Raw genomic sequence first — 24,465 nt, 5'->3', positions numbered from 1 at the left:
GATCCCTGGTCGGAGCGACCGGGGTGTGCCGACAGCAGGTCGTCAGCGACCGGCCATCGGGTTCTGATGCGGAATGGGGTCCTGCGCCGGGGTCGGATCCAGCGGCGGCACCTCCACCGGCGGGGTGTCCTGGGGCTTGTGCATGGGGTTCTCCTGAGTGAGTGGAAGGGGCGGACTGCGGTCCGGCACGGCACTGCCGGGGCGAGGCAGCAGGCCGTCATCGGCGTTGGCCAGGGGATCTTCGGTACCGTCGGGCTCGATCACCTGGGCCGGGTCCGGCTGGATGTGGTCCGGCGGGGTCGGCGTTTCGGCGGTAGCCGACATGGCGGGGGGACGCAGCAAGGCAGGCGCCGCACGGGTCGAGACGGGATCCGGATCAGAATGGGCCATGAGGGTCCTCCTTGACGGGGATGGCAGACGATGACCATCTTACGAAGCCCCTGCCCTGCTCTCAGCCAGACATCGGCCCATTTTCCTGTAGGAAGGCAGGAACAAAAACGCCGCCCCGAGGGCGGCGTGGTCATGACAGGCGCGGCGACCGGGCTCAGTCCGCCTTCAGTGCGCGGGTCACGATCTCCTGCGCCTCGGCAAAGATGCGGTCCAGATGGGCCTGATCGCGGAAGCTCTCGCCATAGATCTTGTAGATGCTCTCGGTGCCGGAAGGACGGGCGGCGAACCAGCCATTGTCCGTGACGATCTTCAGGCCGCCGAAAGCCTTGCCATTGGCCGGGGCCGTGGTCATGACTTCGCGGATGGTTTCGCCGGCCAGTTCGGTGGACGTGACATCCTGCGGCGACAGCCTGGACAGGCGCGCCTTCTGCTGCGGCGTGGCGGCGGCTTCCTTGCGGCCATTGAGCGGTGCGCCCAGTTGCCGGGTGAGATCCTGGTAGATCTGGCCGGGATCGTTGCCGGTGCGGGCAGTCATCTCGGCGGCCAGCAAGGCGGCGGTAATGCCATCCTTGTCGGTACTCCAGGGCTGGCCATCGAAGCGCACGAAGGAGGCGCCGGCGCTTTCCTCGCAGCCGAAGGCCAGGCTGCCGTCATAGAGGCCATCGACGAACCACTTGAAGCCCACCGGCATTTCCAGCAGCTTGCGGCCCAGGTGGGCGGCCACGCGATTGATCATCTGGCTGGACACCAGGGTCTTGCCCACGGCGGCATCGGCACGCCAGGCCGGACGATGGCCGAACAGGTAGTACACCGCGACCGACAGATAATCGTTGGCCGGCAGCAGGCCGGTGCTCCTGGCGACGATGCCGTGACGGTCATGGTCGGTATCGCAGGCCATGGCCACGTCGAAGCGATCCTTGAGCGCGATCAGCTCGCTCATGGCATAGGGCGAGGACGGATCCATGCGGATCTGTGCATCCCAGTCCAGCGGCACGAAGCGAAAACTCGCATCCACATCGGTATTGACCACTTCCAGATTGAGCTTGTAGCGATCCGCAATGGCCGACCAGTAATGCAGCCCGGCGCCACCCAGCGGGTCTACGCCGATCTTGACGTTGGCCGCCGAGATGGCGCCCAGGTCGATGATGTTGGGCAGGTCGCCGACGTAGTTGTCCAGATAATCGTAGCGGCGCGTGGTGTCGGCCTTGAGGGCCTTCTCGAAGCTGATGCGGCGTACGCCTTCGAGCTTTTGCTCCAGATAGGCATTGGCGCGCTTCTCGATCCAGCTGGTGACGTTGGAGTCCGACGGGCCGCCATTGGGCATGTTGTACTTGAAGCCGCCATTGTCCGGCGGATTGTGCGAGGGCGTGACCACGATGCCATCGGCCAGCTTGTCGCGGTGCACCCGGTTGTGCGTGAGGATGGCATGCGAGACGGCCGGCGTGGGCGCATAGGGGCTGCCTTCGGCCAGCATGGTCAGCACCGCGTTGGACGCCAGCACTTCCAGTGCGCTGTGCCAGGCCGGCTCCGACAAGGCATGGGTATCAATGCCGAGGAACAGCGGGCCCTTGAAACCCTGTTCCTTGCGGTAGTCGCAGATGGCCTGGGTGATGGCCAGCACGTGCCATTCATTGAAGCTGTGGGCATTGGCGTTGCCGCGATGGCCGGACGTCCCGAAGGCCACCCGATGGCTGGCCTCGGCCACCTCCGGACGCAGGCTGTAATAGTTCGACAGCAGCACCGGCAGGTTCACCAGGGCCGAAGGCGCGGCACGCTTGCCGGCGAGGGGATGGACGCTACTCATAATTTTTTCTGGATGAATGGATATCGGAGGAAGCGAAGCGGACGCGGTAGATGCCGGACATCCCCTTCGCTACTTGATCTTTTTTCAACGTCCCGGACATTGTAACGCCAGGATGGCGCGCTGCAGCATGGATATGCAGAAACTTGCAGGAGCATTGCCGCAGATCACTCCCCATGCGCCTGGCCGGGCATGGGCGCTACGCCCTGGGCGGGCAAGATGAAGGCGCGTGTCCAAAACGCAAAACGCGTCCGGGCCGGGCCGCGGACGCATTGCTCATGGGTCAGGAGCGCCGGGCCTGCGCCGGGGGCCTGCCTCCACGGCGCGGGCCTGCCGGGTCAGGCCCTGCGGAAGGCCCGCACGATCACCAGCAGCACGACCGCGCCCAGCGTGGCGGTAACGATCGAGGCCAGGATGCCACCACCCACGGCGATGCCCAGGAGGCCGGCCAGCCAGCCGCCGATGACGGCACCGACGATACCGATCAGGATATCGGCCAGCAGACCGAAGCCGCCACCCTTGACCAGCACGCCGGCAAGCCAGCCGGCAACGGCACCAATGATCAGCCATGCGATGAGTCCGTGTTCCATGATGTTCCCTTTCCATTGTTCTGTCGTTCTTGGATTGATGTCGGAAGCCGTCGGCAGGCCTCCTCCTCTCTGCAAGCGCTCTGCGCAACAGATGAGGTGATGATAGAAAAAGGCGTCCCGGCCAGCTATCGGACAGCGGCCCATTTCCTTGTAGGACAAGCCCGGCATGGGCGGCTGTCGCGCTGACCGCGGCCTGCTCGTGGCGGCGCAGTACCCGCGTGGCGGGCGGGCCGGGGTCTTCCTCTTTTCCTACAGCGCAAAAAGCGGCATTCCTATAGAGAGGAAGCGCGAGTTTTCTTACTCTTGCTTCCGTAGGCACAGTGCAGCATGAATCCGTCAGCCGCACCGTATACCGATACCGCATTTGCCCGCCCGATTACGTAGAGAGTCGCCATCATGTCCGCCACCGAATCCAGCGCACGCCCCTCGTCCGTCTTTGCCAATGCCTACGCGCTCAATGCGTTCGGCAACGCACCGCGCGCCGAAGAAGGCGCTGACTTCGTCGAGCACTATGCACGCTATGCCCGTGAATCTGCCGAGCTGCTGCATCAGATATCGATGAAGGCGCCGCAACTGGCCTCGGTGCTGGAACAGCTCAACGAAGGCAGTCTGGCGCAACGCATCGCGCTGGCTGATGACGAGGCCAGCGCCCCGCAGCGACGCCCCCGGCTGCGCGAAAAGGCAGGGCATGCCCTGGCTGGCGTGGCCTCGTTGTTGCAGGGATGCCGTGCTCTGCTTCAGATGAAGATGATCAAGAACAACAGACAGGCGTAAAGGCGTAAGGAGGCGCATTCGCCAGCGAGCCTGCATTGTGTGCATGAGGGTGCCACGCCCGTCACTCAACCAAACCTGGACTTACCATGAAAAAAATCACCAAAGCCGTCTTTCCCGTCGCTGGCCTCGGCAGCCGTTTTCTTCCCGCTACCAAGGCACAGCCCAAGGAAATGCTGCCCATCGTCGACAAGCCATTGATCCAGTACGCCGTTGAAGAGGCGGTGGAAGCGGGCATCACCGAGATGATCTTCATCACCGGCCGCAACAAGCGCGCCATCGAAGACCATTTCGACAAGGCCTACGAGCTGGAATCCGAACTGGAAGCCGCCGGCAAGGTGAAACTGCTGGAAACCATCCGCAACGTCATCCCCAAGCACATCAACTGTGTCTACGTCCGCCAGGCCGAACCGCTGGGCCTGGGACACGCCGTGCTGCTGGCCAAGCCGCTGGTGGGTGACGAACCCTTCGCCGTGTTGCTGGCCGACGACTTCATGGATGCCGCCCCCGGTCAGAAGAACGTGATGGCGCAGATGACCGAACTCTACGAGCGCGAAGGCAAGAGCCTGCTGGCCGTGCAGGACGTGCCGCGTCCGGAAACCCGCCAGTACGGCATCGTCAGCGGCAGCCCGCATGGTGAGCGTACCGAGCTGCTCAGCGGCATCGTGGAAAAGCCCTCGCCCGAAGATGCCCCCTCCACCCTGGCCGTCGTGGGCCGCTACGTGCTGACCCCGGCCATCTTCGAACGTCTGGAAAACATCGGCACCGGTGCCGGTGGCGAGATCCAGCTCACCGATGCCATCTCGGCCCTGCTGCAACAGGAACAGATCCTCGCCTATCGCTACGAGGGCCAGCGCTTCGATTGCGGCTCCAAGCTCGGGTACCTCAAGGCGGCCGTGGCCATGGGCTTCAAGCACAAGGAAGTCGGCAGCGGCTTCGCGCAGTTCCTGCAGGAATTCGTCAGCCAGCATGACCTGACCCAGGCCGCCCAACCCAAGGGCCCGGCCACCGTCACCCCATTGAAGCCCGCCGCCGGCAGTACGCCCGCCAGCGCCGCAGCCTCCGCCGAAAAGCAGCCAGCCGTAGCCCGTAGCGTCATGTAATCCTGTCAGTCCCCGGTAGAGACCGTTGTTGATTGCAGTCCGTCCGCAAGGCCGGGCTGCTTTTTTTTTCGTGCCCACGCTTCTTGTAAATTGTTTTGACCTTTGTCACGGAGTTTTAACCTGGACTTGCTAGCATCGCGGCCATGAATCGGAGAAGTTCATTTCGCCCGGGACAAAGCAGGTCGCCGCACTTCCCCTGCCCACAAGCGTATGCTGTGGCCACCGCACACAAGCTGTAAACGTTTCCAGCATAGAAATCCGACGATGAAATCGTTGCCAGTCGGCAGGAATGTTGCGGCAAAGGCGCAAAAAATATATATTGTTTATATCAATTTTCAGAGGAGCGTTCATGGCCACCAGAGTTCAAGCCGCAGCAGCAGCATCAACCGAAACGAAGAAACCTGTCGCCAAGGCGGCAGCCCCCAAGCCCGCCGCGGTGAAGAAACCTGCCGTCAAGCCCGCCACCCGTGCGGCCGCCAAGCCCGCCGCAGCAGCACCGGCGGCAGCCAAGCCCGAAAAGAAGGTCGAGAAAATCGCCAAGCCCGAAAAGACTGACAAGCCGGTGAAGGCCAAGAAGGTCAAGCAGGTCCGCGACAGCTTCACCATGCCCGAGAACGAATACGCGGTCCTGGCCCAGGTCAAGAAGTCCTGCCTGAAGGCCGGCGTCGAGATCAAGAAGAGCGACCTGCTGCGCATCGGCGTGTCGCTGATCAAGAACCTGAAGATCGCCGAACTGAAGGACATCCTCGGCAGCCTGACCCCGCTGAAGGTAGGCCGTCCCAAAAAATAAGCAGGCCGACAGCGGGCCGTGATGTCATGGTCTGCCGCCCTGCCCGCCTGTCCCTGATGCCGCCCGGTTACGCCCGGGCGGCATTGTTTTTTGCGCACGCTTGTCGGTCGCGGCGTTCAGTTTCTGTCGTGCTGGGCCATGCTGCGCACGACGCGCCAGTGGCCGCCGTTGACCCGATACAGGGTAAAGACCGGATCGCGCAGATTGCCCTGGGCATCGAAGGCGATATTGCCGGTGATGCCCTTGTAGCCAATCCGGTGCAGGCTGGCCGTCACCTTGCCCGGATCGGTGGAATCGGCCTGCTGCATGGCCGCCGCGATCACGCGCACGGCATCATAGGCAAAGGGCGCATAGAGATAGATTTCGTCCTGCCAGGCGGCCTTCCAGGCCTGTTCGAAATGGCGCCACTGCGGCCCCTTGTAGGAGGGAAGTCCTGGCTCCACTACGCTCACGCCCTCGCCTGACGGACCCGCCAGCTTCAGAAAGGTCGGCCCCACCAGACCGCCGATGCCGACCAGCGGGGCGCGGATCTGCAGACGCCGCATGTCCTGCACCAGTTGTGCAGCCTGGGCATCGAGACCGGCGAAGAGCACCACATCGGGCTCGCTGTCGCGGATGCTGCGCAAAACATTGTTGAAGTCGGAGGTCTTGCTGCTCACCGTGTAGCGTCCCGTCACCCTGCCCTGCAAGACCTTGACCGACTTGGCGAATTCATCGGCATAGGTACTGCCGAAGAGGGTGCTGTCATCGATCACGGCGATGTTGCGGGCCTTCAGCTCACGCACCACGTAATCGGCGGTCAGGCGCGCGCCCTCGCCATCGTGCGGCACGATGCGAAAGGCGCTGGCATCGCCCTGCTGCGTATAGGCCGGAGCCGTCACGGCGGGGGCCACATGGGGAATGCCGGCAGCGGCGTAGATACGCGCGGCCGGAACACCGACGCCACTGTTCCAGTGGCCGACCACGGCAGCGACCTTGCTCTTGACGAAGTAGTCGGCGATGAGCTCGCCCGTGCGCGGATCGGCGCGGTCGTCCTGTGGCAGCAGCCGGAACAACACCGGCTCGCCACCGATGACGGGCTTGCCGTTGTTGATATCGTCCACGGCCAGTTGAGCGGCGCGCTCGAGACTCACGCCGGTGCTGCCGGAAGGACCACTCATGGGGGCGGCCAGGCCGATGACCACGGTGCGCGGCGTGGCCCATGCGCTGCTGCCGGCCATACTGCACCAGACGCCTGCCAGGGCCAGGGCGAGCAGGTGGCGGCGGGCAGCCCTGGTCATGAGCTTGCCTGAGATCGTGCTGATGGCGCGTGTCTTGATGTTCACTGGAGATCGCATTGATGTGGACTGGATGGCGTCCTCGTGGACGTGCTCAGAAATTGAATTCCCATTCGCAGGGCTGGCCGACCTCGATCCGGCCGCCCTCCCCGGCGATGACGATGGCGTTCTGGCCAAAGGTGATGCCCCCGCCCACCCGGGCATTGGCGCGATAGGTGCTCAGCGTGTCCAGCGGCTCATCGGGCCATTGCGGATCACGCTGGCCGCTGCGCTGGTCGATGCCGGGAATGGGACATCTTGCACAAGGCTTCACCAGCTTCAACTGCACCGGACGGTCTGCACTGCCCAGGCGCAGGGTATCGATGAAATCTTCTTCATATGCCTCCAGACCGGCGATCACCAGGTTGGGGCGGAAGCGATCCATGGGCAAGACCGGCGCCCCCTTGGCCGCCAGCCGGGTGTTGAGCTCATCGAGCGAAGCCTGGCCGATCACCAGCAGCGGATAGCCATCCGAGAACTGTGTGGTAGCGCGGTAGTCACCGGTCCAGCGGGGGCTGCAGGCGCGTTTGACGGCCGGATTGAAGCGCACCAGCCGGGCGTCGGCCTGCAGGTAGTCGGAGAACCAGGTGCGCGCCTGTTCGCCCTGGTCCAGGGCTTCCAGGCGGCTGTCCCAGACGGTGACGGCGAGCGTGGCGCCGTCCTCGCCGGCAGCCGCCAGGCGCAGCGGGGACATGCCCGGTGCGCGCAGCACCAGCGCATCGCCCTCGAAGGCGGGCGTGATGCAGGCCATCCCGGGATGGGTGCGCTGGGTCAGGAATCGGCCCTGGCGATCCACCAGCATCCAGTGGCGGTCCAGCGCCAGGCCCAGCGGGCCGATCTCGGCCCGGGTCAGGGAGAGCCCGCCACAGGACTTGATGGGATAGAAAAAGATGGCGCTGATGGTGCTGATGCTGCTGATGCTGCTGATGCTGCTGATGCTGCTGTTCGTCATGGACCGTCCCCCCGGATGGTGGCGCCTGCCAACGCCTGAAAAGTATTGGTGATAATGTTTCGGCAAGACATTACCACAAGCGGGCGCTTTGCCAGCATGACGATACGTTGTGTTCCTGCTCATGCGACAATGCGCCACGGATTGATATGAACTTTTTGACGGGAGCGCCATGTTGTTTGCCAAATTCTTCCATCTGCTGGGGCTGACCGTCTGGGTCGGCGGCATGTTCTTCGCCCACATGGCGCTGCGGCCCGGGCTTGGGGTGCTGCATCCGGAGCAGCGGCTCTCTCTCATGGCGGCGGTGCTGGCCAATTTCTTCATCTGGGTGTGGGTGGCCATTGCGCTGGTGCTGGGCAGCGGTCTGCACATGATGGCCGTGATGGGTGCGGGTGCGGCCAAGCTGCCGCCTTACGTGCACGCCATGACCGGTATCGGCGTGGTGATGATGCTGATCTTCGCCCACATATTCTTTGCACCCTTCCGCCGTCTCAAGCTGGCCTCCGCCCAGCAGGACTGGGACCGCGCCTCGCGCGCGCTGCGCCAGGTGCGCGTGCTGGTGGGCATCAACCTGTGCCTGGGCCTGCTGACCATCGCCATCGGTGCCCTGGGCCCCTTGAGCCTCTGAAAACAAGCAATCTGGAGGGAGACATCCGTGCTGACCGATACACAATGCCAGGAAGCGGCCGACCTGCTCTGGGACTGCTGGGCGCACAACCGCCGCATCGCCCGCTTGCCCGTGCATCTGCAACCGGGCGACCGGCGCCAGGCCTATGACATCCAGCGCCGCCTGGAAGCGCGCAGCTTCGCCCCGCTGGCCGGCTGGAAGATCGCTGCCACCGGCCCCGGCGGACAGGGATTGCTCCATGTCGATGCGCCGCTGGCAGGCCGCTTGCTGGCCGAACGCCTTCACCGCAGCGGTGCGCACATCACGCTGGGTGACAACCTGATGCGGGTGGCCGAGGTGGAAGTGGCTTTCCGCATGGGCAGTACACTGGCGCCGCGCAGTACGCCCTATACGCAGGAAGAGGTCATGGCGGCCGTGGCGGCGGTGCATCCGGCCATCGAAATCCCCGATACCCGTTACGACCAGTTCGACCAGGTCGGGGCGGCCCAACTGATCGCCGACAACAGCTGCGCCGACCAGTTCGTGCTGGGCGCACCGGCCAGCGTGGACTGGCGCAGCCTGGATCTGGCCGCGCTGACGACTTCGGGCAGCATCGAGGGCGGCGAACGGCGCAGCGGCAGTGGCGCCCAGGTGCTGGGCGATCCACGCGTGGCACTGACCTGGCTGGCCAACGAATTGCGTGAGCATGGCCTCACCCTGGCGGCCGGACAGCTGGTGGCCAGCGGTTCGACCATCGTGCCCATGCCGGTGCGCGCCGGACAGCGCGTGCTGGCTGAACTGGGCGTGCTCGGCTCGGTGGTGGTGCATCTGGATTGACCGTCGGCCCGGGCAGCACGTAAAAAAGGGATGCGTCCGACGGACGCATCCCTTTTTGCTTTCGCGGCTTGGGCCGCTTAGCCGACCTTGTCGTTGCCGGGCTTGACTTCCTCGTAGCGGCGCGCCAGTTCCTGGCGCAGCGACTTGCGGATCACGGCTGCATCGAAGCGGCGCTTTTCTTCCTGCGAGAAGGGACGCAGCGGCGGCACCGGGATCGGCTTGCGCTGATCGTCCACGGCCACCATGGTGAAGAAGCAGCTGTTGACGTGGCGCGTTTCCTGGGTGCGGATGTTTTCGGCCACCACCTTGATGCCGATTTCCATGGAAGACTTGCCGGTATGGTTGACGCTGGCCAGGAAGGTCACCAGCTCCCCCACGTGGATGGGCTGACGGAACATGACCTGGTCCACCGACAGGGTCACCACGTACTGGCCGGCGTAGCGGCTGCCGCAGGCGTAGGCCACCTGGTCAAGCAGCTTCAGGATGGTTCCCCCGTGCACGTTGCCGGCGAAGTTGGCCATGTCCGGGGTCATCAGGACCGTCATGGTGAGTTGGTGAGATGGCAGATCCATGGTGCTTGGCTCTCTCTGTAGTGTGATGGCGATGGGTTGGTCTTGGAGTCGTTGAAACGGCGGCGCCGTCGGCCGACACGCTCCCCCGAGCGCGCGCAGGCGGCCGACCGGAGAGCTTTCGTGGAGGAAAGCGATCCGACCGCGGCCGACATTATCGGCCAGCCAGCCCCGCTATGGCAAAAAAACTCGCATCCGCGCACGCTGGGCAACTTGCTCAGGCGCGCACCACCGGCTCGGCGGCGGCGAAATGCTCCTCGCAATTGCGCAGGAACTGCTGGACCGAAGCGCTGATGGCCTCCGGCGACCAGCCCGCGATATGCGGCGTCAATACGACGTTGGGCAAGCCGATCAGGGCGGCGGGCGGCTGGGGTTCGCCCTCGTAGACATCCAGGGCCGCACCGGCCAGACGCCCGCAGGACAGGGCTGCCGCCAGTGCCTCGGTATCGACGATGCTGCCACGGCCGATGTTGACCAGGTAGCCACGGGGACCGAGCTCTTCCAACACCCGCGCATTGATGAGGTGCTGCGTCTGGGCACCGCCCGGCGCGGCCACGATGAGGCAGTCGGCCCAGCCGGCCAGTTGGGCGACGTCCGGGAAATAATGGAAATCGACATCATCGCGCTTCTTGCGGTTGCAATAGGCGATCTCGGCATCGAAGGCGGTCGCGCGGCGGGCGATCTTCTTGCCGATGTTGCCCATGCCGACGATGCCCACCCGCTTGCCCGCCAGCTGAGGTTGCAGGGGAATGGTTTCGCGCCAGCCGCCCTCGCGGGTGTAGCGGTCCAGCACGGGAATATTGCGCAGGATGGCCAGCAGCAGGCCCAGGGTGTGGTCGGCCACGCAGTCTTCGTTGGTGCCGGCACCGGTGGCGATCTCGATGCCATGCGCACGGGCGTGGGCGGCGTCGATGTTTTCAAAGCCGGCGCCCAGTGCACAGACCAGTTGCAGATGCGGCATGGCGCGCATTTCGTCAGCACTCAGGCCGGTGGACCCATTGGTCAGCACCACCGCCACCTTCCTGGCCGGGCCGGCGATCATCGCGTCGCGGCGCGGGCGATCCGGCGCGTAGAGGATGTCATAGTGGGCGGCGATGGTGGCCGTGCTTTCTTCGGAGAGGTGAATCAGGACGAGCAGAGGGGGTTTCATGAGGGGACCTGGCCGGACGAGGAAAAGGAAAATAGGAAGAAAAACGCAAGATGCGTCATTCTATTGCGAAACGGCACAGCGGGCAGCCTGTCGCCCATCGGCCACTGCGCCTTTCTGCATGCGAATTCCATGCCATGGCCGCTCTGTGTGAAACGGAAAAAGCCCGACGCGCCTGCGGGCGCATCGGGCCTGGAGTCAGGCTTGCTGGAGCACTGCGGTCAGTGCCGCGCTGTCTGCTTCTCCAGCAGGTCATGCGCAGCCTGGCGCGCGCCCTGCTCGGCCGCCTTTTCGTCGGCAAAGGTCTGGTCGGGCAGCACGCGCTGTACCGGGAACACCGGATTGCGGTGCATGGGATTGGTCGAGTGGCCGAAGATGGCCACCTGGGCCACCCACTCCTCGCCGCCGATGAGGCGCACGCCGGCATATTCCACTTCGTAGTCGCCTACTTGTTCGGTGGGCATGATGGTCTCCTCTGTCGATGGCGACGGCTTCAGGCCGCGCCGTCGCCGCTGCGTTGGTTCAGATGGGTGATGGCATAGCCTTTCTCGCCGATCTGCATGAAGGCGTCTTCTGCCTCCAGCGTGAAATGCCGCTTGCCGTCGCGCTCGAAGTCCACATTCTGCTCGTGGAGTTGCCAGTCGGTATTGGTCACCTCTGGCGGCAACGCTTCTTCGTGGGGCAGGACGAGGTAGGAAAACAATCCGCCGCCGTCCGGGCGCTTGTACACATCGACTTTCATCTTGGGGCCTCCTGGTCGGGTTGAACATGGGCACTGCTTCCAGATGCGACTGGACTATCTGCCATTGGTTCGCCACAGGAAGGTACGGGGATGCACAAAGCGGCTTGCGCTGTCAGCCTGATCCGACAGCAGTACGCGGCGAAGGAAAGGAAAGATGCTTCATTTCAAGATAGCACCGACAACACCGGACTACCAGCCGGATGTGCCGGCCGGGCCACTCAGTCGGCCTGACGGCGCAGCCAGGCCAGCGCGCCGGAGAGGCTGCGAAAATCGGCCAGCGAACGGCAGGCGATCTGCGGATGGCGTTCGCGCAGCATGCGCGAGAGCGCCGCGCCCGGGCCCAGTTCCAGCGCGACCGTGACGCCGCGTTCGACCAGGGCATCCATGCAGGCGGCCCACTGGATGGGTTCGACCAGCTGGCGCACCAGCAGCGCCCGGGCCTGGGCGGCATCGGTGATGGCCTGCCCGGTGACGCCGGCCAGCAAGGCCGGGCCGGGTGAGCGCAGGGGATGCGCCGCAAGCTCGGCAGCAAACGGCGCCGTCGCCGATTGCATCAAGGGAGTATGAGAGGCCAGCCCAACAGGCAGCAAGGCAGTGCGCGCTCCCGCTGTGACAAGCGCATCGGCTGCGGCTTGCAGGCAGGCGTTCGCCCCTCCGGCGATCAGCGTGTCTTCACCGGTGACGATGGCGACATGGCCGCCGTGACGCGCCAGGCACGCCTGAATCAGCGCCAGCGGCAAACCACCGATGGCCATCAATCCTTGTGCCGGTTGCGCGCTGGCGGCCTGCGTCATGGCTGCCGCACGTTGCGCGGCCAGCGCGACTGTCTCGGCGGGATCGATGAGTCCGGCCAATGCGTAGGCGGACAGTTCGCCCACGCTGTAGCCCGCCACCACCGCGGGCGCCCCGGCGATGGCTGCCAGCGGCGCGTGCAAGGCCTGCCAGGCAGCCAGCTGCGCCGCTACGATCAAGGGTTGGGCATTGCGATTGGCGTACAACTGGGCGGGGTCCGCCAGCACCGTTTCAAGGGGCGCTTGCAGATGCGCCGACAAGGCGCTTTGTGCAAGGAAGGCGCTGGCCTGCGGATCATCGCGCAGCAGGTCAAACATGCCCGCGTGCTGCGCGCCCTGCCCCGGGCACAGGATGGCCAGGCGCAGGCTCATGCCTTGTCGGCCTCCAGCAAGCCGACCGCATGGAGCAGGCAGGTCGCCGCCAGCAGATCGGCCGCCCCGCCCGGAGACAAGCGCCGGGCGACGAAATCACGATGACAGTCCAGCGCATCGGCTTCCCAATCGGCGCGCGCCGTGCCACCGGCGCAGAGAAAGGCCGCACTGCGATTGCGTACCAGCGCCGCCCCCTCGGCACCGCCGCGATGATAGACATTGGTATCGCTGAGATGCGCCATGAGCGCGAAGAGCGTATCGATGCGGGCATGATGGAGATCCCGCCCCGCCGCCAGGGTGGCCTGCCATTGCGGCAAGGCCACTTCGAAGACGGCGGGAAAGCCCAAAGCCCCCTCTTCACGCGCCCCGCCCACGGCATGCCTGGCCGCTACGCGCTGGCCGTGACTGGGCGCTTCGGCGTCGGCGACCGCTGCGCTATGACGCGCCAGCGCATCGCCCCACTGGATCAGCAGGGTGGCGCGCAGTGTGGCCGGCTGCAAGGACATGTGGCGGCCACGCGCATAGGCCGTGGCAGCGCACAGCATGCCCAGTACGAAGATCGCGCCCCGGTGCGTGTTGACGCCGCCCGTGGCGCGCAGCATGCGCTCTTCGGCGCGCAGGGCCAGTTTCTGCAAGGTGTGGAAGGGTGCGCCATCCAGTCCGGCAGCGGCAATCTGGAAAAAATAATGGCGCAGCGCGAACAGGCTGCGCAAGAAGGTCTCGGCCGTCATGTCGGTGTGGCTGCCATTGTCCACGCGCGAGACCAGACCCGGTTTGGGATAAAGCACCAGCTCCTGGTACAGGCTGCGCACCGCCAGCCGCGCCAGTTGCCGGCAGAACGCCAGGTTCTCGCGGGCAGCACGACGCTTCTGCGTGTGATGCAGGGGCTGCCTGAGCGTATCGGGATGCTGCATCAGGCGGCGCATGAATGCTCCAGTGGCAGGCTGGCCCGCAATGCGCCCACGCGCTCCAGCGCCACACTGGCGGGCCGCTTGACCAAGACCTGCCCCTCAGGGTGGTGGCCCAGCACCGCCACCTGTCGCCATTCTTTCCACGACACGGCGGCCCCGTCGGGAAACACGATTTCGCCATCCAGCGGCAGGAACATGGCCTGCCAGGCCAGCAAGCGTACGCCCGCTTCCAGCTGGGACTGGCTGCGTGGCTGGAACAGCAGGTCGATGTCGGAACTGCTGCGCAGATAGGTTTGCGCAGTGAGCGCCTGCCAGGCCAGCGAACCAAAGACGGACAGCGCGATGTCCGCGCGCCCCATGTGCTCCTGCAACTGTGCCAATCCCGTCTGCCACGCGGCGGGCAGCGTGCTCAGACGCGCAGCGACGATGTCACGCAGCAGCAACGGCGCCCGGCTGGCCGCCACCTCCTGCGTCCCCACCCGCAAGGCGATGCGCGGTTTGTTGCCCTGCGCATCGGGCGGCAGGGCGATGCCCACGCAGATCTCTTGCTCGCTGGCCTGTGCATCGCGACGACGCACGATCACCGGCCAGCGCATCTGCTGCCAATGCTGCAGCGTGGCGTGTTGGCGGGCATCCATATCAGTGGCCTGCAGGCGCAGCCAGCCGGCCTGGCTCAACCAGAGCAGGTGGTGGCGCGCGTGGACCAGGGACTGCGCGGACGACATGCTCATCCGTTCAAGGCAGTATCGTGGGCGACCGCATCGATGACCCGTTGCGCCCATTTGCGTCCGCCGCGCGCAAGCCCGGTGGCCGCACGGGTATCGGCGCTGCGATCCTGGGCCAGCGCATCGGCCAGCGCGCCGGCCAGGTCGGCGTTCCAGATCTCGGTGACACCGCCCATGCGTAAATAATTTTCGGGACCGGGCGCAAAGACCGGATTGCTCCTGGCCAGTTCGGTCAACCGTTCTTCCGGTACCTTGGTAATGCGCGCCATCGCGGGCAAGCCCATGACGCGGATGGTGGCGTCGGGCAAGGCATAGCAGGCATCGGCGATGAGGCCGCTGGTGATGAAGCCGCCCGAGAGCGCCTGGTCATACACCAGGCCGATGACCCGATGGCCCTGGCGGCGCGCCAGTTCCACGCACTTGCCCAGATGCGCCATGTAGCTGTTGATGCCCAGCATTTCATCACGATGGCGCAGGCGCTGGCCCTGGGTATCGACCAGGATCACGATGGGGCGGCCCGGATGTTCCCGCACCGTCTGCAGGATCACGCTGGCCTGGGCCAGGGCGATCTCGATGCCGATGGGCGTATGGCCGGTGGTGCCGACCACGGTGACGGTACGGCCATCAACCTGCGCCGTGCCGGAGAGGAACTGATCCTGCTCGGTGATCGCGTGGCCCTGCGGGAACAGGTCCTGCGCCAGTGCGCGCCAGTCGACCTGGGGTGGAGTAACAGTCTGGTTCATGAATTCCTCTCAGGCCTTGGAGACAATGCGCAGGTGCTCGGCCAGCGCAGTGAAGGCAGCGGCTTCGAGCATCGGCACTGCTTCCGGACGGGCCACACCCAGCTCGGCCCAGATGTCCATCGGATCTTCGGCGTGGCCGAAGGTGGCGATGCGACGACGCAGCATTTCCTGCTCGGCTTCCAGCGATGCCAGGGTCAGTTGCGTATCGGCGATGCTGCCCAGCGCGCCGATGGCGGCGGTGCGAAATGCCTCGGTATCATCGCTGACCAGTTGCTGGCAGTCGCCGATCAGGTAGCGATGCTTGCCGCCGGTGGTGCGCCAGACCAGGGCACGGTCGCGCGAATCGAATTCCTCGACGCCGTTGGCAGTCTCGATCACTTCCGGACCGGACATGGCCAGCCGCCCTTCCTCGGACATGATGACGGTATTGGCACAGCGCGCCACGATGCCCATGCCGCCGAAACAGCCATTGGCACCACCGACCAGCACAATCACCGGGATGCCTGCGGCACGGGCTTCCAGCACCGCGCGCATCACTTCGGAGACGGCGATGAGCCCGGCATTGGCTTCATGCAGGCGCACACCGCCGGTTTCCAGCAGCAGGACGACGCCTGCGGCCTGCTTGGCAATGGCGCGCTTGAGCAGGCCCACCAGCTTGGCACCATGTACCTCGCCCACGGCCCCGCCCATGAATCCGCCCTCCTGCGCGGCGGCCATCACGGCGCGTCCGCCCAGCAGGCCCTCGCCGATGATGACGCCATCATCGAAGGACACCGGCGCATCGAGCTGGCCCAGGTGCGGGCTGACCACGCGCTGCGCGGGTGGCAGCAGTTCCTTGAAGCTGCCGGCGTCGAGTACCGCCAGGATGCGCTCGCGCGCCGTGGCTTCCAGATAGCTCGCGGTCATTGGCCCGCCTCCACCATGGCTTCCACAGCCTGGTCCAGGCGCAGGCTGACCACGGCCGGCGTGGCGCCCATGTCATTGATGGAGATACGGGTATCGGCCAGTTGCCAGCGCTGCTGGAAGTCATTCATCACCGCTTCCCAGATGGTGCCGAAACCGCGCGCGGCGGTCTTGACCTCGATGGCGCAGGCACCGTTGAGGGACGCATTCTCGATCAGCACTTCCAGGTTGCCCGAGCTGACCACACCGACCAGTTCAGGCGCAGCCTTGAGACGGCGCTGGCCGTGCTCGAAGCGAAAAGTCAAAGTTTCCATAGTGTCGCTTTCGTTGCAGAGGGATTACCAGTTGCGGAAACGCTTGGGCGGGTTGTAGAGCCCACCGGAAGCCCGCACCAGGTCCTTCATGGTCTTGGCCGCCAGCAGGTCGCGGGTGGCCATGCGCTTGTCGATGCCCAGATCTTCGGCGCGGCGGATGATGCCGCGGTCGCGCAGGTTTTCGACCATGCGCTTGTCGCGCCCCATGCCCACGGCCGTGTAACCGGCCACGCCGCGAATGGCCTGCTCGCGCTCTTCTTCGGTGCGACACAGCAGCAGGTTGGCGATGCCTTCTTCGGTGAGGATGTGGGTGACGTCATCGCCATAGATCATCACGGGCGGAATCGGCATCTTGGCCTGTTCGCCCAGTTGCCAGGCGTCTAGTTTTTCGACGAAGGCCGGCTGCATGTGTTCACGGAAGGTCTCCACCGTCTGCACCACCAGCTTCTGTCCGCGCGGGATGGTATTGCGGCCGGCGCGCGCCTGCTGGCCCGCCTTGAGCCAGGCCTCGCTGGCATGGCGGCGTCCGCGCGCATCCGCACCCATGTTGGGGGCGCCGCCAAACCCGGCAATGCGGCCCAGCGTGGCCGTGGAGGAATTGCCCTGCAAGTCGATCTGCAGGGTGGAGCCGATGAACATGTCGCAGCCATAGTGACCGGCCGTCTGCGAGAAGGCGCGGTTGCTGCGCATGGAGCCATCGGGGCCGACGAAAAAGACATCGGGCCGCGCGCGGATGTAGTCTTCCATGCCCAGCTCGGAGCCGAAGGAGTGCACGGACTCCACAAACCCGGCCTCGATGGCAGGAATCAAGGCCGGATGCGGATTGAGCGCCCAGTGCTTGCAGATCTTGCCGCGCAGGCCCAGCGATTCGGCGTAGGTCGGCAGGATCAGCTCGATGGCCGCCGTATCGAAACCGATGCCGTGGTTCAGTCGCTGCACGCCGTATTCGGCATAGATGCCCTTGATGGCCATCATCGCCATCAAGACCTGGATTTCGGAAATCTGCGCCGGATCGCGCGTGAAAAGCGGTTCGATGTAATGCGGCGTGGGCGCCTTGATGGCGAAGCTGACCCAGTCCGCAGGGATATCCACGCGTGGCAGCTCATCGACAATTTCGTTCACCTGGGCAATCACGATGCCGCTGGAGAAGGCCGTCGCTTCGGCAATGGCGGGCGTATCTTCCGTATTGGGCCCGGTATAGAGATTGCCGTGGCGGTCGGCGGCCTGTGCGGCCACCAGTGCCACGCGCGGGGTCAGGTCGACGAAGTAGCGACCGAACAGTTCCAGATAGGTATGGATGGCCCCGATGTTGAGCTTGCCGGCCGAGGCCAGCTTGGCCAGACGGCCGGCCTGCGGACCGGAGAAGGAAAAATCGAGCCGGTCGGCGATACCCTTCTCGAACACGTCCAGATGTTCCGGCAGGGCCAGCACGGAGAACAGCATGTGCAGGCCATGAACCCGGGCCGGGTCGAGCGCGGCCAGTCCCTTGGCCAGGAAATCGGCCTGCTTCTGGTTGTTGCCCTCGACACAGACCCGGTCGCCGTTTTCCAGCACCGCACAGAGCAGCTCGGCCAGTTTGTCGGCAGGGGCGATCTTGCCCTGCAACTGGCTGCCCAATGCGGCGGTGGCGCGCGCCAGCCGCTGTTCACGGTTCTTCTGGCGCGCATTCCACACGCGTTCGTTACCACTCATTTAATTGGCTCCCATCAACAGGTCAGGCAATACGGTCGCGATGCCCGGGAACATGCACAAGAGCAGGACCGCAAGAAACATCAGCGCCAGGAAAGGAATCGTACCCTTGATGACATCGCCCAGTGCGATATCGGGTGCGATGTTCTTGATCACGAACAGGTTCAGCCCCACCGGCGGGTGGATCAGACCCATCTCCATGACCACGGTCATGACGATACCGAACCAGATCAGGTCGAAACCCGCCGCCTTCAAGGGCGGCAGGATGATGGGCGCGGTCATCAGGATGATCGACACCGGCGGCAGGAAGAAGCCCAGCACGATCACCATGGCCAGGATCACCGCCAGCAGCAGCCATTTCGACAGATGCAGATCGACCACCCACTGCGCCGCCGACTGGCTGATGTGCAGGTAGCTCATCACGTAGGAATACAGCAGCGACATGCCGATGATGAGCAGCAGCATCCCCGATTCCTTGATGGTGGAACTGAGGAAGGGCGCGATCTCTTTCGGCTTGTAGATGCGATAGACCACCGCGATCAGCACCAGCGCCAGCAGCGCGCCCAGGCCTGCGGTTTCGGAGGGCGTGGCCAGGCCACCATAGAGAGCCACCATCACGCCGATGAGCAGGATCAGGAAGGGCAGCACGCGCGGCAGCATTTCCACCTTCTGCGCCAGCGTGAAATGCTCGTCATCCAGATAGGCCGACTTGGCGCCACCGGCGCTGTAGACCGCATGTGCCAGCTTGTATTCCTTGCGGGCACGGAAGACCGCATAGCCGGCAAAGAGCATCACCAGCAGCAGCCCGGGACCGATTCCGGCCAGGAACAGGCGGCCCAGCGATTGTTCAGCGGCCACCGCATACAGGATCATGGTGATCGAGGGCGGCAACAGAATGCCCAGCGTCCCCCCGGCGGCGATGATGCCGGCCGCGAACCCGGGCGAGTAACCGCGTCGGCGCATCTCCGGAATACCTGCCGAACCGATGGCCGAGCAGGTCGCAGGCGAAGACCCCGCCATCGCCGCAAACAGCGCGCAGGCGAACACGTTGGCAATGCCCAGCCCGCCCGGCACCTTGTTCAACCAGGCGTGGATGGCCGAATACAAGTCCTTGCCGGCAGGTGATTTGCCGATGGCCGCCCCCTTCAGAATGAACAGCGGGATCGACAGCAAGGTGATGGAAGCGATTTCCTCATAGACATTCTGCGTGATGGTGTCCAGCGACGATGCCGGCATGAAGAAGACCATGAAACCGGTGGCCACCACGCCCAGCGCGAAGGCGATCGGCATGCCCGAACACATCACCAGGATGGTGACCACCCCATAGAGCACACCCAAGGTCAGCGGACTCATTGCGCACCTCCGCTCTGTGCGGCAGGAACGGTGCCGGTGATGCGGGTCAAGACCTGCACCAGCAATTGCAGCGTCAGCATGGTCATGCCCAGCGCCATGAGCGAATAGGGAATCCACAGCGGCGGCGCGAAGGTCGAGGACGTGGTCTGTCCTTCGGCCCAGGCTTCATGGAACAACGTCCACGATTTCCAGGTGAAGAAGGCGCAGAACAGGAAGGACAGCACATCCACGATGAACATGCGCACCTTGTTGGCCAGCGGCGAGAGCATGCCCGCCAGTGCCTCGATGCCAATGTGGCCGCGCAGCGACTGCACATAACCCGAGCACAGGAAGATCACGCCCACCAGCATGAAGACCGAGGCTTCATCCTGCCAGTCGGTCGGCTGGTGGAAGAAATAACGCACCACCACCGAATAGGTCAGGATGCAGGAGGTCACCAGCAGCGCGATCATCCCCAGGAACACGGCCACGCGATGGTAGCCCTGCAGGAAGGCCGCCAGCCAGGCCACCGGGGCACTGGCCGGGACGGCCGGGCGCGCCACTGCCGCGCCGGGCATCTCGAAGCCATGGCTCATACGGTCTTCTCCGCCAGCGCCAGCAGCTTGGCGCAGTTGGCATTGCGGGCCGCAAAGTCCTTCCAGGCGGTATTGCGGGCGATGTCCTGCCACTTCTTGACGACCTCGGCGTTCAGGTCGACCACCTTGGCACCGGCCTTCTGGTAGACCTGGGCCACGGCGATGTCATCGGCCTGCGCGGCCTTGATGGCGAACTGCTCCATCTCGGCGCCGACGGCCATGATGACGGCCTGCTGGTCCTTGGGCAGGCGTTCGAAGACGGCCTTGGACATCATCAGCGGTTCGAACATGTACCAGTAGGCCTTGTCGCGACCGGTGGTGAGCGCCTTGGCCACTTCCTCCAGACGGAAGGACATGAAGGAAGTCGACGAGGTCATCGCCGCATCCATCGCGCCGGTCTGCATGGCGGCATAGATTTCATTGGACGGCAGGGTCACCACGGCGGCACCCGCTTCCTTCAGGATCAGGTCCATCTCGCGTGAACCGCCGCGCACCTTCATGCCCTTGGCATCAGCCGGCTCGACGATGGGCTTGCCGCGCGAGGCCACGCCGCCAGCCTGCCAGATCCAGCTGACGATGACCACGCCCTTCTCGCCCAGGATGCGGGCCAGTTCCTTGCCAACCTCAGCATTCTTCCAGGCCGCGCCCTGCTGGTAGGACGTCACCAGGCCGGGCATGAGGCCGATGTTGGTTTCCGGGACTTCGCCGCCGGCGTAGTTCAGCGGCACCAGCGACATGTCCAGCGCGCCCTTGCGCATGGCCGAGAACTGCGCGTTGGTCTTCATCAGGGACGAGCCGGGATAGATCTCGAACTTCAAGGCCCCTTTGGTCTTTTCGTTCACCTGCTGGGCGAACATGCGGACCAGGCGGTCGCGGAAGTCGCCTTCGGTCAGGGTGCCACCGGGGAACTGGTGAGAAATCTTCAGACTGGCCGTTTGCGCCCATGCGGCGGGCATGGCGGCAGCCAGAGGGGCGGCGGCAAGGGTGCCAAGGAAGTGGCGGCGGCTTTGGTTGCTTGTGCTGGTCATGCTGGTGTCTCCTCCAGATATTGATGGAACTACGCGTGTGTTTTTATGCTCTCATCGTGTATACAATTTCAGCCGAAACGAATACATTGTCAAGCATTAATCCACTGGGAGCCCTTCCCTTTACAATGCTTGCTTTGAAGACAAACCACCATGGACACGCCCAAGACCCGTTCCGAAACCCTGCGCGAATCGATCGAAGAGATGATTGCCGTCGGCAAGCTGGCGCCGGGCCAACATCTGGACGAAACCTCGCTGGCCGAGGAGTTCGGCGTTTCCCGCACACCCATTCGCGAGGCGCTGATCCAGCTGGCCTCGATGGGTATCGTCGAGATGCGTCCGCGCCGGGGCGCCATCGTGGCCGAGATCGGCCCGCAGCAACTGATCGAGATGTTTGAAGTGATGGCCGAATTCGAGGCCATGTGCGGTCGCCTGGCCGCACGCCGCATGACACCGGCCGAGCATGCCGAACTGCTGGCGGCGCACCAGGCCTGCCAGGCCGCGCGCGATGCCTGCGATCCGGATGCCTATTTCTACCTGAACGAAGCCTTCCACGACCACATCTACGCCGGCAGCCACAATGGCTTCCTGGCCGAGCAGGCGCGCGCCCTGCACCGCCGCCTGCGCCCCTACCGTCGGCTGCAGCTGCGGGTGCGGGATCGCCTGAAGATGTCCTATGACGAACACCAGGCCGTGGTCGATGCCATCATTGCGGGCGATCCTGAGCGCACCGTGGAAGTGCTGCGCCAGCACATCATGATCCAGGGGCAGCGCTTTGCCGACCTGGTGGCCTCGCTGCACCAGCTCAAGTCGGCCGCATGAGCTGCGGCCAGCCGGCTAGAGGCTGCGCTGGCTGACGAAATGGCGCTCGCTGCCGTCCAGCGGATCAATGAAGAACAGCGAACGCGCCAGCAGTTTGAGTGGTTTGTCCAGATCATCGGCCACCCCGACCGGGACCGCATCGGGATAGAACAGATCATTGAGGATGGGAATGCCCAGTGCGGCCATGTGCACGCGCAACTGGTGGCGCCTGCCGGTCACTGGCTCCAGCTGGTACAGGCCCAGTTCTCCGCGTGCCTCCAGCAGGGAGATATGGGTTTCCGAATTGGGTGCGCCTTCAGCCTCGACCATCTTGAAGAATTGTTCAGGCATCTCTTCCACGCGGCTGCGATGCACCCGTGGCAGCGCAAGATCAGGCCGCAGCGGGGCGATGGCTTCATATACCTTGAACATCGCCCGCTGCTGGAACATGGACTGGTACTTGCCCCGGCTGGCCGGCTGATGTGAAAAGACGATCACCCCGGCCGTCTCGCGGTCCAGCCGGTGGATGGGCACCAGGTCCTGCAGGCCGGTGGCCTTCTTCAGGCGCACCAGCAAGGTTTCCTGCACGAAGCGGCCAGTCGGGATCACCGGCAGGAAATGCGGCTTGTCGGCTACCAGCAGGTGATCGTCCAGATGCAGGATCTTTTCTTCCACGGGGATGCGTTCTTCACCCTGGGGCAATTCCCGGTAATAGAAAATGCAATCCCCGCTGCGATAGGGCGACTCCGGACGCAAGTGCTCCCCTTGCTGGTTGCGCACCTCTCCACGCAGAAGACGCTCGCGCCAGATCGCTTCGGGCACAGCGGTGAAGTGCTCGGCCAGGAAAGACAGCATGTCGCGCCACGGTCCCGGTTGCAGCCACAGATAGCTGGGTGACAAGCCCTCGCGCATGGGCAGGGTCGGCGTGGGTCTCATGCGCCCTCCCCGTTCACCGGTTTCCTGCGCGCGGCGCGGCGATGCCAGGCCACCACGCTGGCATTGGCCTCCAGATGCGCCAGCAATCTGGTGCGCTGGGCATCGGTGAAGGGCAGGCTCTCGATCAGGGCCGGCCATTGACTCATGGCGCGCTCCACCGTCTCCACCAGCACCGCCTGCAGCCGGGGTTCGGGCAGACGCCACAGGTTGGCCAGCTGGCGCAGGATGGCAGGCGTGAGCAATTGCTTGCCCTTCTGCCCTGGTACGAAGGCCAGCGCATGACCATTCCCGCCCACGTAGGCGGCATAGGCCACGATGTCATAGGCTGGCGATAGCGCTGCAGTCTGCGGCGTGTGGTAGAGGAGGCTGAAGTTCTTCAGGTGCGCATCGAAGTTGCCGAGCAGTTCGTTGACCTTGATCCGCCGCAGCAATTCGTAGACATCCTCGGCCCCGCGCGTACTGCGTTCGAGCAATACCACGCCGATGGCCGCATAGGTACCGACATACTTGGCCGCCGGCGCAGTCCCGGTGACCTGGGCGAAATCTTCCATGTGCCGACGTGCCGTGGGCGTGGGGGCATCGCGGTCGAAACGCTGTACCAGCAGGAAACGGCTGGCGTCATTGCGCAGCCCGAACGGCAGGTGCTCGGCGATGGCCGACAGCGGCTCCAGGCTGAAGCGGCAGGTCCGTACGCCGGCTGCCTCGGCCAGGGTGAGCGAAGCGAACTCCACCTGCGGCATGTTGGGATAGTCGGTGGCCGGCAGCTTGGCGATGAAGTGGCTGCCCTGGCTATCCCTGGAGCGCATCACATAGCGCCCCCCGCTCTCGCGCACCAGTGCCAGTTTGGGTTGCACGCCCGAGAGCGATTCCCCGTCCGGTACCGGCAACTGGCCGGAGCTCATCTCGTAACTGTCGTGTCCTTGCCCCAGCAGGCGACCCAGTGCGCGCTCATCCAGCGCTTCGGCCAGGGCCGAGACATCGCCGGGCAGATCGCGTCCGCAATAGGCCAGCAGGCCAAATTCATCGTCCGGCGCCAGTCCGGCGCGCTGGATCAGGTGTTTGCGCAACTGCCCTTCGGGCAGCAGGTTCTGGAAGAAGGGGGGCAATCCGCCGCGACCATCCCCCCGGTTGGCGGCCAGCGTGGGATCGAGCAACTGGGCCCGGGTGCGTTCTTCGCTCGAGGCCAGGTAGAGCTGCGACAGCACAGGACGATCCGGCCCCTGCATGGCATAGGCATCATCGAAGCGGAAGTAGCAGCGCCCGTCATCCAGGGCAAACAGCGACCCGACGTCAGTCTGACCGAGACGGATGCGCAGCGAACGCAGCATGCTCATGCGCCCTCTCCTTGGCCCATGAGCGCCTGCAGGCGCGCACCCAGTTCGGTCTGGCTGCCGCTGCCCTGGGCATCGGCAGCACGCAGCGGTGCGGCCTGGCGCGGCAGCAGCAACAGATCCAGGTCCAGCGCTTCACACAAGGCCAGCAGCTTGACCAGCTCGATGTTGCCACGCCCGGTTTCCAGGGCCAGCAAGGTATTGCGGTGCATCCCGGCCAGCTCGGCCAGGGCGATGGCGGTCATCCCGCGCGCCTTGCGGGCAATGCGAATGCGGTGGCCGATGTCTACCAGAGTGGTCATGGGAAGATCCAATTAAATGGTTCTTTTTACATATGACCATTGTATTGGTCATCTGAGCGAAATCAAGACCAATTAATTGGTC

28 protein-coding genes are annotated in these 24,465 nt (G+C 64.6%); 6 read left to right on the top strand and 22 right to left on the bottom strand.

Going from position 1 to position 24,465, the window contains the following annotated elements:
• Window positions 1–42 precede the first annotated feature (42 nt).
• The 3 genes from HNO82_RS11905 to HNO82_RS11895 form a co-directional block, all read right to left on the bottom strand.
• Window positions 43–390, bottom strand: coding sequence for a hypothetical protein (locus HNO82_RS11905; protein WP_175343862.1), 348 nt, complete (start codon window positions 388–390; stop codon window positions 43–45).
• 154 nt (window positions 391–544) lie between these two features.
• On the bottom strand, window positions 545–2,194 hold the full coding sequence (gene pgm, locus HNO82_RS11900; protein WP_175343861.1) for a phosphoglucomutase (alpha-D-glucose-1,6-bisphosphate-dependent): 1,650 nt from the start codon (window positions 2,192–2,194) through the stop codon (window positions 545–547).
• A 335-nt stretch (window positions 2,195–2,529) separates the two neighbouring features.
• Window positions 2,530–2,781, bottom strand: a complete 252-nt coding sequence (locus tag HNO82_RS11895; RefSeq protein WP_008329542.1) for a GlsB/YeaQ/YmgE family stress response membrane protein — start codon at window positions 2,779–2,781, stop codon at window positions 2,530–2,532.
• A 396-nt stretch (window positions 2,782–3,177) separates the two neighbouring features.
• Here HNO82_RS11895 and HNO82_RS11890 point away from each other — a divergent pair, with 396 nt between their 5' ends.
• The 3 genes from HNO82_RS11890 (at window position 3,178) to HNO82_RS11880 (ending at window position 5,445) form a co-directional block, all read left to right on the top strand.
• On the top strand, window positions 3,178–3,555 hold the full coding sequence (locus HNO82_RS11890; protein ID WP_175343860.1) for a hypothetical protein: 378 nt from the start codon (window positions 3,178–3,180) through the stop codon (window positions 3,553–3,555).
• 86 nt (window positions 3,556–3,641) lie between these two features.
• A complete protein-coding gene (gene galU, locus HNO82_RS11885) occupies window positions 3,642–4,655 on the top strand; it encodes a UTP--glucose-1-phosphate uridylyltransferase GalU (protein ID WP_175343859.1) in 1,014 nt (337 codons plus the stop codon).
• 349 nt (window positions 4,656–5,004) lie between these two features.
• Window positions 5,005–5,445, top strand: a complete 441-nt coding sequence (locus HNO82_RS11880) for a hypothetical protein (RefSeq protein ID WP_175343858.1) — start codon at window positions 5,005–5,007, stop codon at window positions 5,443–5,445.
• Window positions 5,446–5,561: 116 nt separating this feature from the next.
• Here HNO82_RS11880 and HNO82_RS11875 read toward each other — a convergent pair whose 3' ends face one another.
• Window positions 5,562–6,770, bottom strand: a complete 1,209-nt coding sequence (locus HNO82_RS11875) for a branched-chain amino acid ABC transporter substrate-binding protein (RefSeq protein WP_175343857.1) — start codon at window positions 6,768–6,770, stop codon at window positions 5,562–5,564.
• Between the two features lie 46 nt (window positions 6,771–6,816).
• On the bottom strand, window positions 6,817–7,713 hold the full coding sequence (locus tag HNO82_RS11870; RefSeq protein ID WP_175343856.1) for an MOSC domain-containing protein: 897 nt from the start codon (window positions 7,711–7,713) through the stop codon (window positions 6,817–6,819).
• A 169-nt stretch (window positions 7,714–7,882) separates the two neighbouring features.
• Between HNO82_RS11870 and HNO82_RS11865 the strand changes: the two genes are divergently transcribed.
• Window positions 7,883–8,338, top strand: a complete 456-nt coding sequence (locus tag HNO82_RS11865; RefSeq protein WP_175343855.1) for a CopD family protein — start codon at window positions 7,883–7,885, stop codon at window positions 8,336–8,338.
• Between the two features lie 27 nt (window positions 8,339–8,365).
• The gene (locus HNO82_RS11860; RefSeq protein WP_175343854.1) at window positions 8,366–9,154 is read left to right on the top strand and encodes a 2-keto-4-pentenoate hydratase; all 789 of its coding nucleotides are present in this window, start codon (window positions 8,366–8,368) and stop codon (window positions 9,152–9,154) included.
• A gap of 77 nt (window positions 9,155–9,231) precedes the next feature.
• Here the strand turns inward: HNO82_RS11860 and HNO82_RS11855 are convergent, their stop codons facing one another.
• From HNO82_RS11855 to dctP, 14 genes are all read right to left on the bottom strand, one after another.
• A complete protein-coding gene (locus HNO82_RS11855; protein ID WP_034350416.1) occupies window positions 9,232–9,726 on the bottom strand; it encodes an acyl-CoA thioesterase in 495 nt (164 codons plus the stop codon).
• A gap of 214 nt (window positions 9,727–9,940) precedes the next feature.
• Complete coding sequence (locus tag HNO82_RS11850) at window positions 9,941–10,873, bottom strand: 2-hydroxyacid dehydrogenase (RefSeq protein WP_175343853.1); 933 nt, start codon at window positions 10,871–10,873, stop codon at window positions 9,941–9,943.
• A gap of 218 nt (window positions 10,874–11,091) precedes the next feature.
• Window positions 11,092–11,334 carry a hypothetical protein gene (locus HNO82_RS11845; protein ID WP_008329558.1) on the bottom strand — a complete coding sequence of 81 codons (243 nt, stop codon included), beginning with the start codon at window positions 11,332–11,334 and terminating at the stop codon, window positions 11,092–11,094.
• A 29-nt stretch (window positions 11,335–11,363) separates the two neighbouring features.
• A complete protein-coding gene (locus tag HNO82_RS11840; protein WP_008329559.1) occupies window positions 11,364–11,612 on the bottom strand; it encodes a DUF6139 family protein in 249 nt (82 codons plus the stop codon).
• A gap of 218 nt (window positions 11,613–11,830) precedes the next feature.
• Window positions 11,831–12,775, bottom strand: a complete 945-nt coding sequence (locus tag HNO82_RS11835) for an ACP S-malonyltransferase (RefSeq protein ID WP_175343852.1) — start codon at window positions 12,773–12,775, stop codon at window positions 11,831–11,833.
• Window positions 12,772–13,701: a triphosphoribosyl-dephospho-CoA synthase MdcB gene (gene mdcB, locus HNO82_RS11830; protein ID WP_175343851.1), complete on the bottom strand. Its 930-nt coding sequence runs from the start codon at window positions 13,699–13,701 to the stop codon at window positions 12,772–12,774. Before mdcB ends, HNO82_RS11835 begins: the two co-directional genes overlap by 4 nt.
• Window positions 13,689–14,411, bottom strand: a complete 723-nt coding sequence (gene mdcG, locus HNO82_RS11825) for a malonate decarboxylase holo-[acyl-carrier-protein] synthase (RefSeq protein ID WP_034350418.1) — start codon at window positions 14,409–14,411, stop codon at window positions 13,689–13,691. Before mdcG ends, mdcB begins: the two co-directional genes overlap by 13 nt.
• 2 nt (window positions 14,412–14,413) lie before the next feature.
• Window positions 14,414–15,154, bottom strand: coding sequence for a biotin-independent malonate decarboxylase subunit gamma (mdcE, locus tag HNO82_RS11820; RefSeq protein ID WP_175343850.1), 741 nt, complete (start codon window positions 15,152–15,154; stop codon window positions 14,414–14,416).
• Window positions 15,155–15,163: 9 nt separating this feature from the next.
• Window positions 15,164–16,060, bottom strand: a complete 897-nt coding sequence (locus tag HNO82_RS11815) for a biotin-independent malonate decarboxylase subunit beta (RefSeq protein WP_175343849.1) — start codon at window positions 16,058–16,060, stop codon at window positions 15,164–15,166.
• A complete protein-coding gene (gene mdcC, locus HNO82_RS11810) occupies window positions 16,057–16,371 on the bottom strand; it encodes a malonate decarboxylase acyl carrier protein (protein ID WP_175343848.1) in 315 nt (104 codons plus the stop codon). Before mdcC ends, HNO82_RS11815 begins: the two co-directional genes overlap by 4 nt.
• A gap of 24 nt (window positions 16,372–16,395) precedes the next feature.
• On the bottom strand, window positions 16,396–18,063 hold the full coding sequence (gene mdcA, locus HNO82_RS11805) for a malonate decarboxylase subunit alpha (protein WP_175343847.1): 1,668 nt from the start codon (window positions 18,061–18,063) through the stop codon (window positions 16,396–16,398).
• Window positions 18,064–19,413, bottom strand: a complete 1,350-nt coding sequence (locus HNO82_RS11800; RefSeq protein ID WP_008329574.1) for a TRAP transporter large permease — start codon at window positions 19,411–19,413, stop codon at window positions 18,064–18,066. It lies immediately after the preceding gene.
• The gene (locus HNO82_RS11795; RefSeq protein ID WP_008329575.1) at window positions 19,410–19,988 is read right to left on the bottom strand and encodes a TRAP transporter small permease; all 579 of its coding nucleotides are present in this window, start codon (window positions 19,986–19,988) and stop codon (window positions 19,410–19,412) included. Before HNO82_RS11795 ends, HNO82_RS11800 begins: the two co-directional genes overlap by 4 nt.
• Window positions 19,985–21,016, bottom strand: a complete 1,032-nt coding sequence (gene dctP / locus HNO82_RS11790; protein WP_175343846.1) for a TRAP transporter substrate-binding protein DctP — start codon at window positions 21,014–21,016, stop codon at window positions 19,985–19,987. The genes HNO82_RS11795 and dctP overlap by 4 nt, the downstream gene beginning before the upstream one ends.
• Window positions 21,017–21,166: 150 nt before the next feature.
• Here dctP and HNO82_RS11785 point away from each other — a divergent pair, with 150 nt between their 5' ends.
• On the top strand, window positions 21,167–21,835 hold the full coding sequence (locus HNO82_RS11785; RefSeq protein WP_175343845.1) for a GntR family transcriptional regulator: 669 nt from the start codon (window positions 21,167–21,169) through the stop codon (window positions 21,833–21,835).
• A 15-nt stretch (window positions 21,836–21,850) separates the two neighbouring features.
• Here the strand turns inward: HNO82_RS11785 and HNO82_RS11780 are convergent, their stop codons facing one another.
• The 3 genes from HNO82_RS11780 to HNO82_RS11770 are packed head-to-tail and all read right to left on the bottom strand — an operon-like array spanning window position 21,851 to window position 24,383.
• Window positions 21,851–22,750, bottom strand: coding sequence for a pseudouridine synthase (locus tag HNO82_RS11780; protein ID WP_008329579.1), 900 nt, complete (start codon window positions 22,748–22,750; stop codon window positions 21,851–21,853).
• A complete protein-coding gene (locus HNO82_RS11775) occupies window positions 22,747–24,084 on the bottom strand; it encodes a type II toxin-antitoxin system HipA family toxin (protein ID WP_175343844.1) in 1,338 nt (445 codons plus the stop codon). Before HNO82_RS11775 ends, HNO82_RS11780 begins: the two co-directional genes overlap by 4 nt.
• Window positions 24,081–24,383 (bottom strand): helix-turn-helix transcriptional regulator, encoded by a 303-nt coding sequence (locus HNO82_RS11770; protein WP_034350420.1) that lies wholly within the window; start codon window positions 24,381–24,383, stop codon window positions 24,081–24,083. Before HNO82_RS11770 ends, HNO82_RS11775 begins: the two co-directional genes overlap by 4 nt.
• Window positions 24,384–24,465: the final 82 nt, after the last annotated feature.

Origin of the sequence: Herbaspirillum sp. C9C3 (assembly GCF_013359625.1) — a bacterium.
Taxonomy (GTDB): Bacteria; Pseudomonadota; Gammaproteobacteria; order Burkholderiales; family Burkholderiaceae_D; genus Herbaspirillum.
Note: the sequence above shows the minus strand (reverse complement) of the source record. Positions and strands in the feature narration are given on the sequence as shown.

What these genes read in the sequence shown, in the direction of transcription:
- HNO82_RS11840 (WP_008329559.1), bottom strand. Translation starts at nt 11,612, where the DNA reads ATGAAAGTCGATGTGTACAAGCGCCCGGACGGCGGCGGATTGTTTTCC.
- HNO82_RS11770 (WP_034350420.1), bottom strand. Translation starts at nt 24,383, where the DNA reads ATGACCACTCTGGTAGACATCGGCCACCGCATTCGCATTGCCCGCAAG.
- HNO82_RS11865 (WP_175343855.1), top strand. Translation starts at nt 7,883, where the DNA reads ATGTTGTTTGCCAAATTCTTCCATCTGCTGGGGCTGACCGTCTGGGTC.
- galU (WP_175343859.1), top strand. Translation starts at nt 3,642, where the DNA reads ATGAAAAAAATCACCAAAGCCGTCTTTCCCGTCGCTGGCCTCGGCAGC.
- HNO82_RS11890 (WP_175343860.1), top strand. Translation starts at nt 3,178, where the DNA reads ATGTCCGCCACCGAATCCAGCGCACGCCCCTCGTCCGTCTTTGCCAAT.
- mdcG (WP_034350418.1), bottom strand. Translation starts at nt 14,411, where the DNA reads ATGTCGTCCGCGCAGTCCCTGGTCCACGCGCGCCACCACCTGCTCTGG.
- HNO82_RS11835 (WP_175343852.1), bottom strand. Translation starts at nt 12,775, where the DNA reads ATGAGCCTGCGCCTGGCCATCCTGTGCCCGGGGCAGGGCGCGCAGCAC.
- HNO82_RS11775 (WP_175343844.1), bottom strand. Translation starts at nt 24,084, where the DNA reads ATGAGCATGCTGCGTTCGCTGCGCATCCGTCTCGGTCAGACTGACGTC.
- HNO82_RS11780 (WP_008329579.1), bottom strand. Translation starts at nt 22,750, where the DNA reads ATGAGACCCACGCCGACCCTGCCCATGCGCGAGGGCTTGTCACCCAGC.
- HNO82_RS11905 (WP_175343862.1), bottom strand. Translation starts at nt 390, where the DNA reads ATGGCCCATTCTGATCCGGATCCCGTCTCGACCCGTGCGGCGCCTGCC.
- HNO82_RS11845 (WP_008329558.1), bottom strand. Translation starts at nt 11,334, where the DNA reads ATGCCCACCGAACAAGTAGGCGACTACGAAGTGGAATATGCCGGCGTG.
- pgm (WP_175343861.1), bottom strand. Translation starts at nt 2,194, where the DNA reads ATGAGTAGCGTCCATCCCCTCGCCGGCAAGCGTGCCGCGCCTTCGGCC.
- HNO82_RS11800 (WP_008329574.1), bottom strand. Translation starts at nt 19,413, where the DNA reads ATGAGTCCGCTGACCTTGGGTGTGCTCTATGGGGTGGTCACCATCCTG.
- mdcE (WP_175343850.1), bottom strand. Translation starts at nt 15,154, where the DNA reads ATGAACCAGACTGTTACTCCACCCCAGGTCGACTGGCGCGCACTGGCG.
- HNO82_RS11785 (WP_175343845.1), top strand. Translation starts at nt 21,167, where the DNA reads ATGGACACGCCCAAGACCCGTTCCGAAACCCTGCGCGAATCGATCGAA.
- mdcC (WP_175343848.1), bottom strand. Translation starts at nt 16,371, where the DNA reads ATGGAAACTTTGACTTTTCGCTTCGAGCACGGCCAGCGCCGTCTCAAG.
- HNO82_RS11815 (WP_175343849.1), bottom strand. Translation starts at nt 16,060, where the DNA reads ATGACCGCGAGCTATCTGGAAGCCACGGCGCGCGAGCGCATCCTGGCG.
- mdcB (WP_175343851.1), bottom strand. Translation starts at nt 13,701, where the DNA reads ATGCGCCGCCTGATGCAGCATCCCGATACGCTCAGGCAGCCCCTGCAT.
- HNO82_RS11795 (WP_008329575.1), bottom strand. Translation starts at nt 19,988, where the DNA reads ATGAGCCATGGCTTCGAGATGCCCGGCGCGGCAGTGGCGCGCCCGGCC.
- HNO82_RS11850 (WP_175343853.1), bottom strand. Translation starts at nt 10,873, where the DNA reads ATGAAACCCCCTCTGCTCGTCCTGATTCACCTCTCCGAAGAAAGCACG.
- mdcA (WP_175343847.1), bottom strand. Translation starts at nt 18,063, where the DNA reads ATGAGTGGTAACGAACGCGTGTGGAATGCGCGCCAGAAGAACCGTGAA.
- HNO82_RS11880 (WP_175343858.1), top strand. Translation starts at nt 5,005, where the DNA reads ATGGCCACCAGAGTTCAAGCCGCAGCAGCAGCATCAACCGAAACGAAG.
- dctP (WP_175343846.1), bottom strand. Translation starts at nt 21,016, where the DNA reads ATGACCAGCACAAGCAACCAAAGCCGCCGCCACTTCCTTGGCACCCTT.
- HNO82_RS11895 (WP_008329542.1), bottom strand. Translation starts at nt 2,781, where the DNA reads ATGGAACACGGACTCATCGCATGGCTGATCATTGGTGCCGTTGCCGGC.
- HNO82_RS11855 (WP_034350416.1), bottom strand. Translation starts at nt 9,726, where the DNA reads ATGGATCTGCCATCTCACCAACTCACCATGACGGTCCTGATGACCCCG.
- HNO82_RS11870 (WP_175343856.1), bottom strand. Translation starts at nt 7,713, where the DNA reads ATGACGAACAGCAGCATCAGCAGCATCAGCAGCATCAGCAGCATCAGC.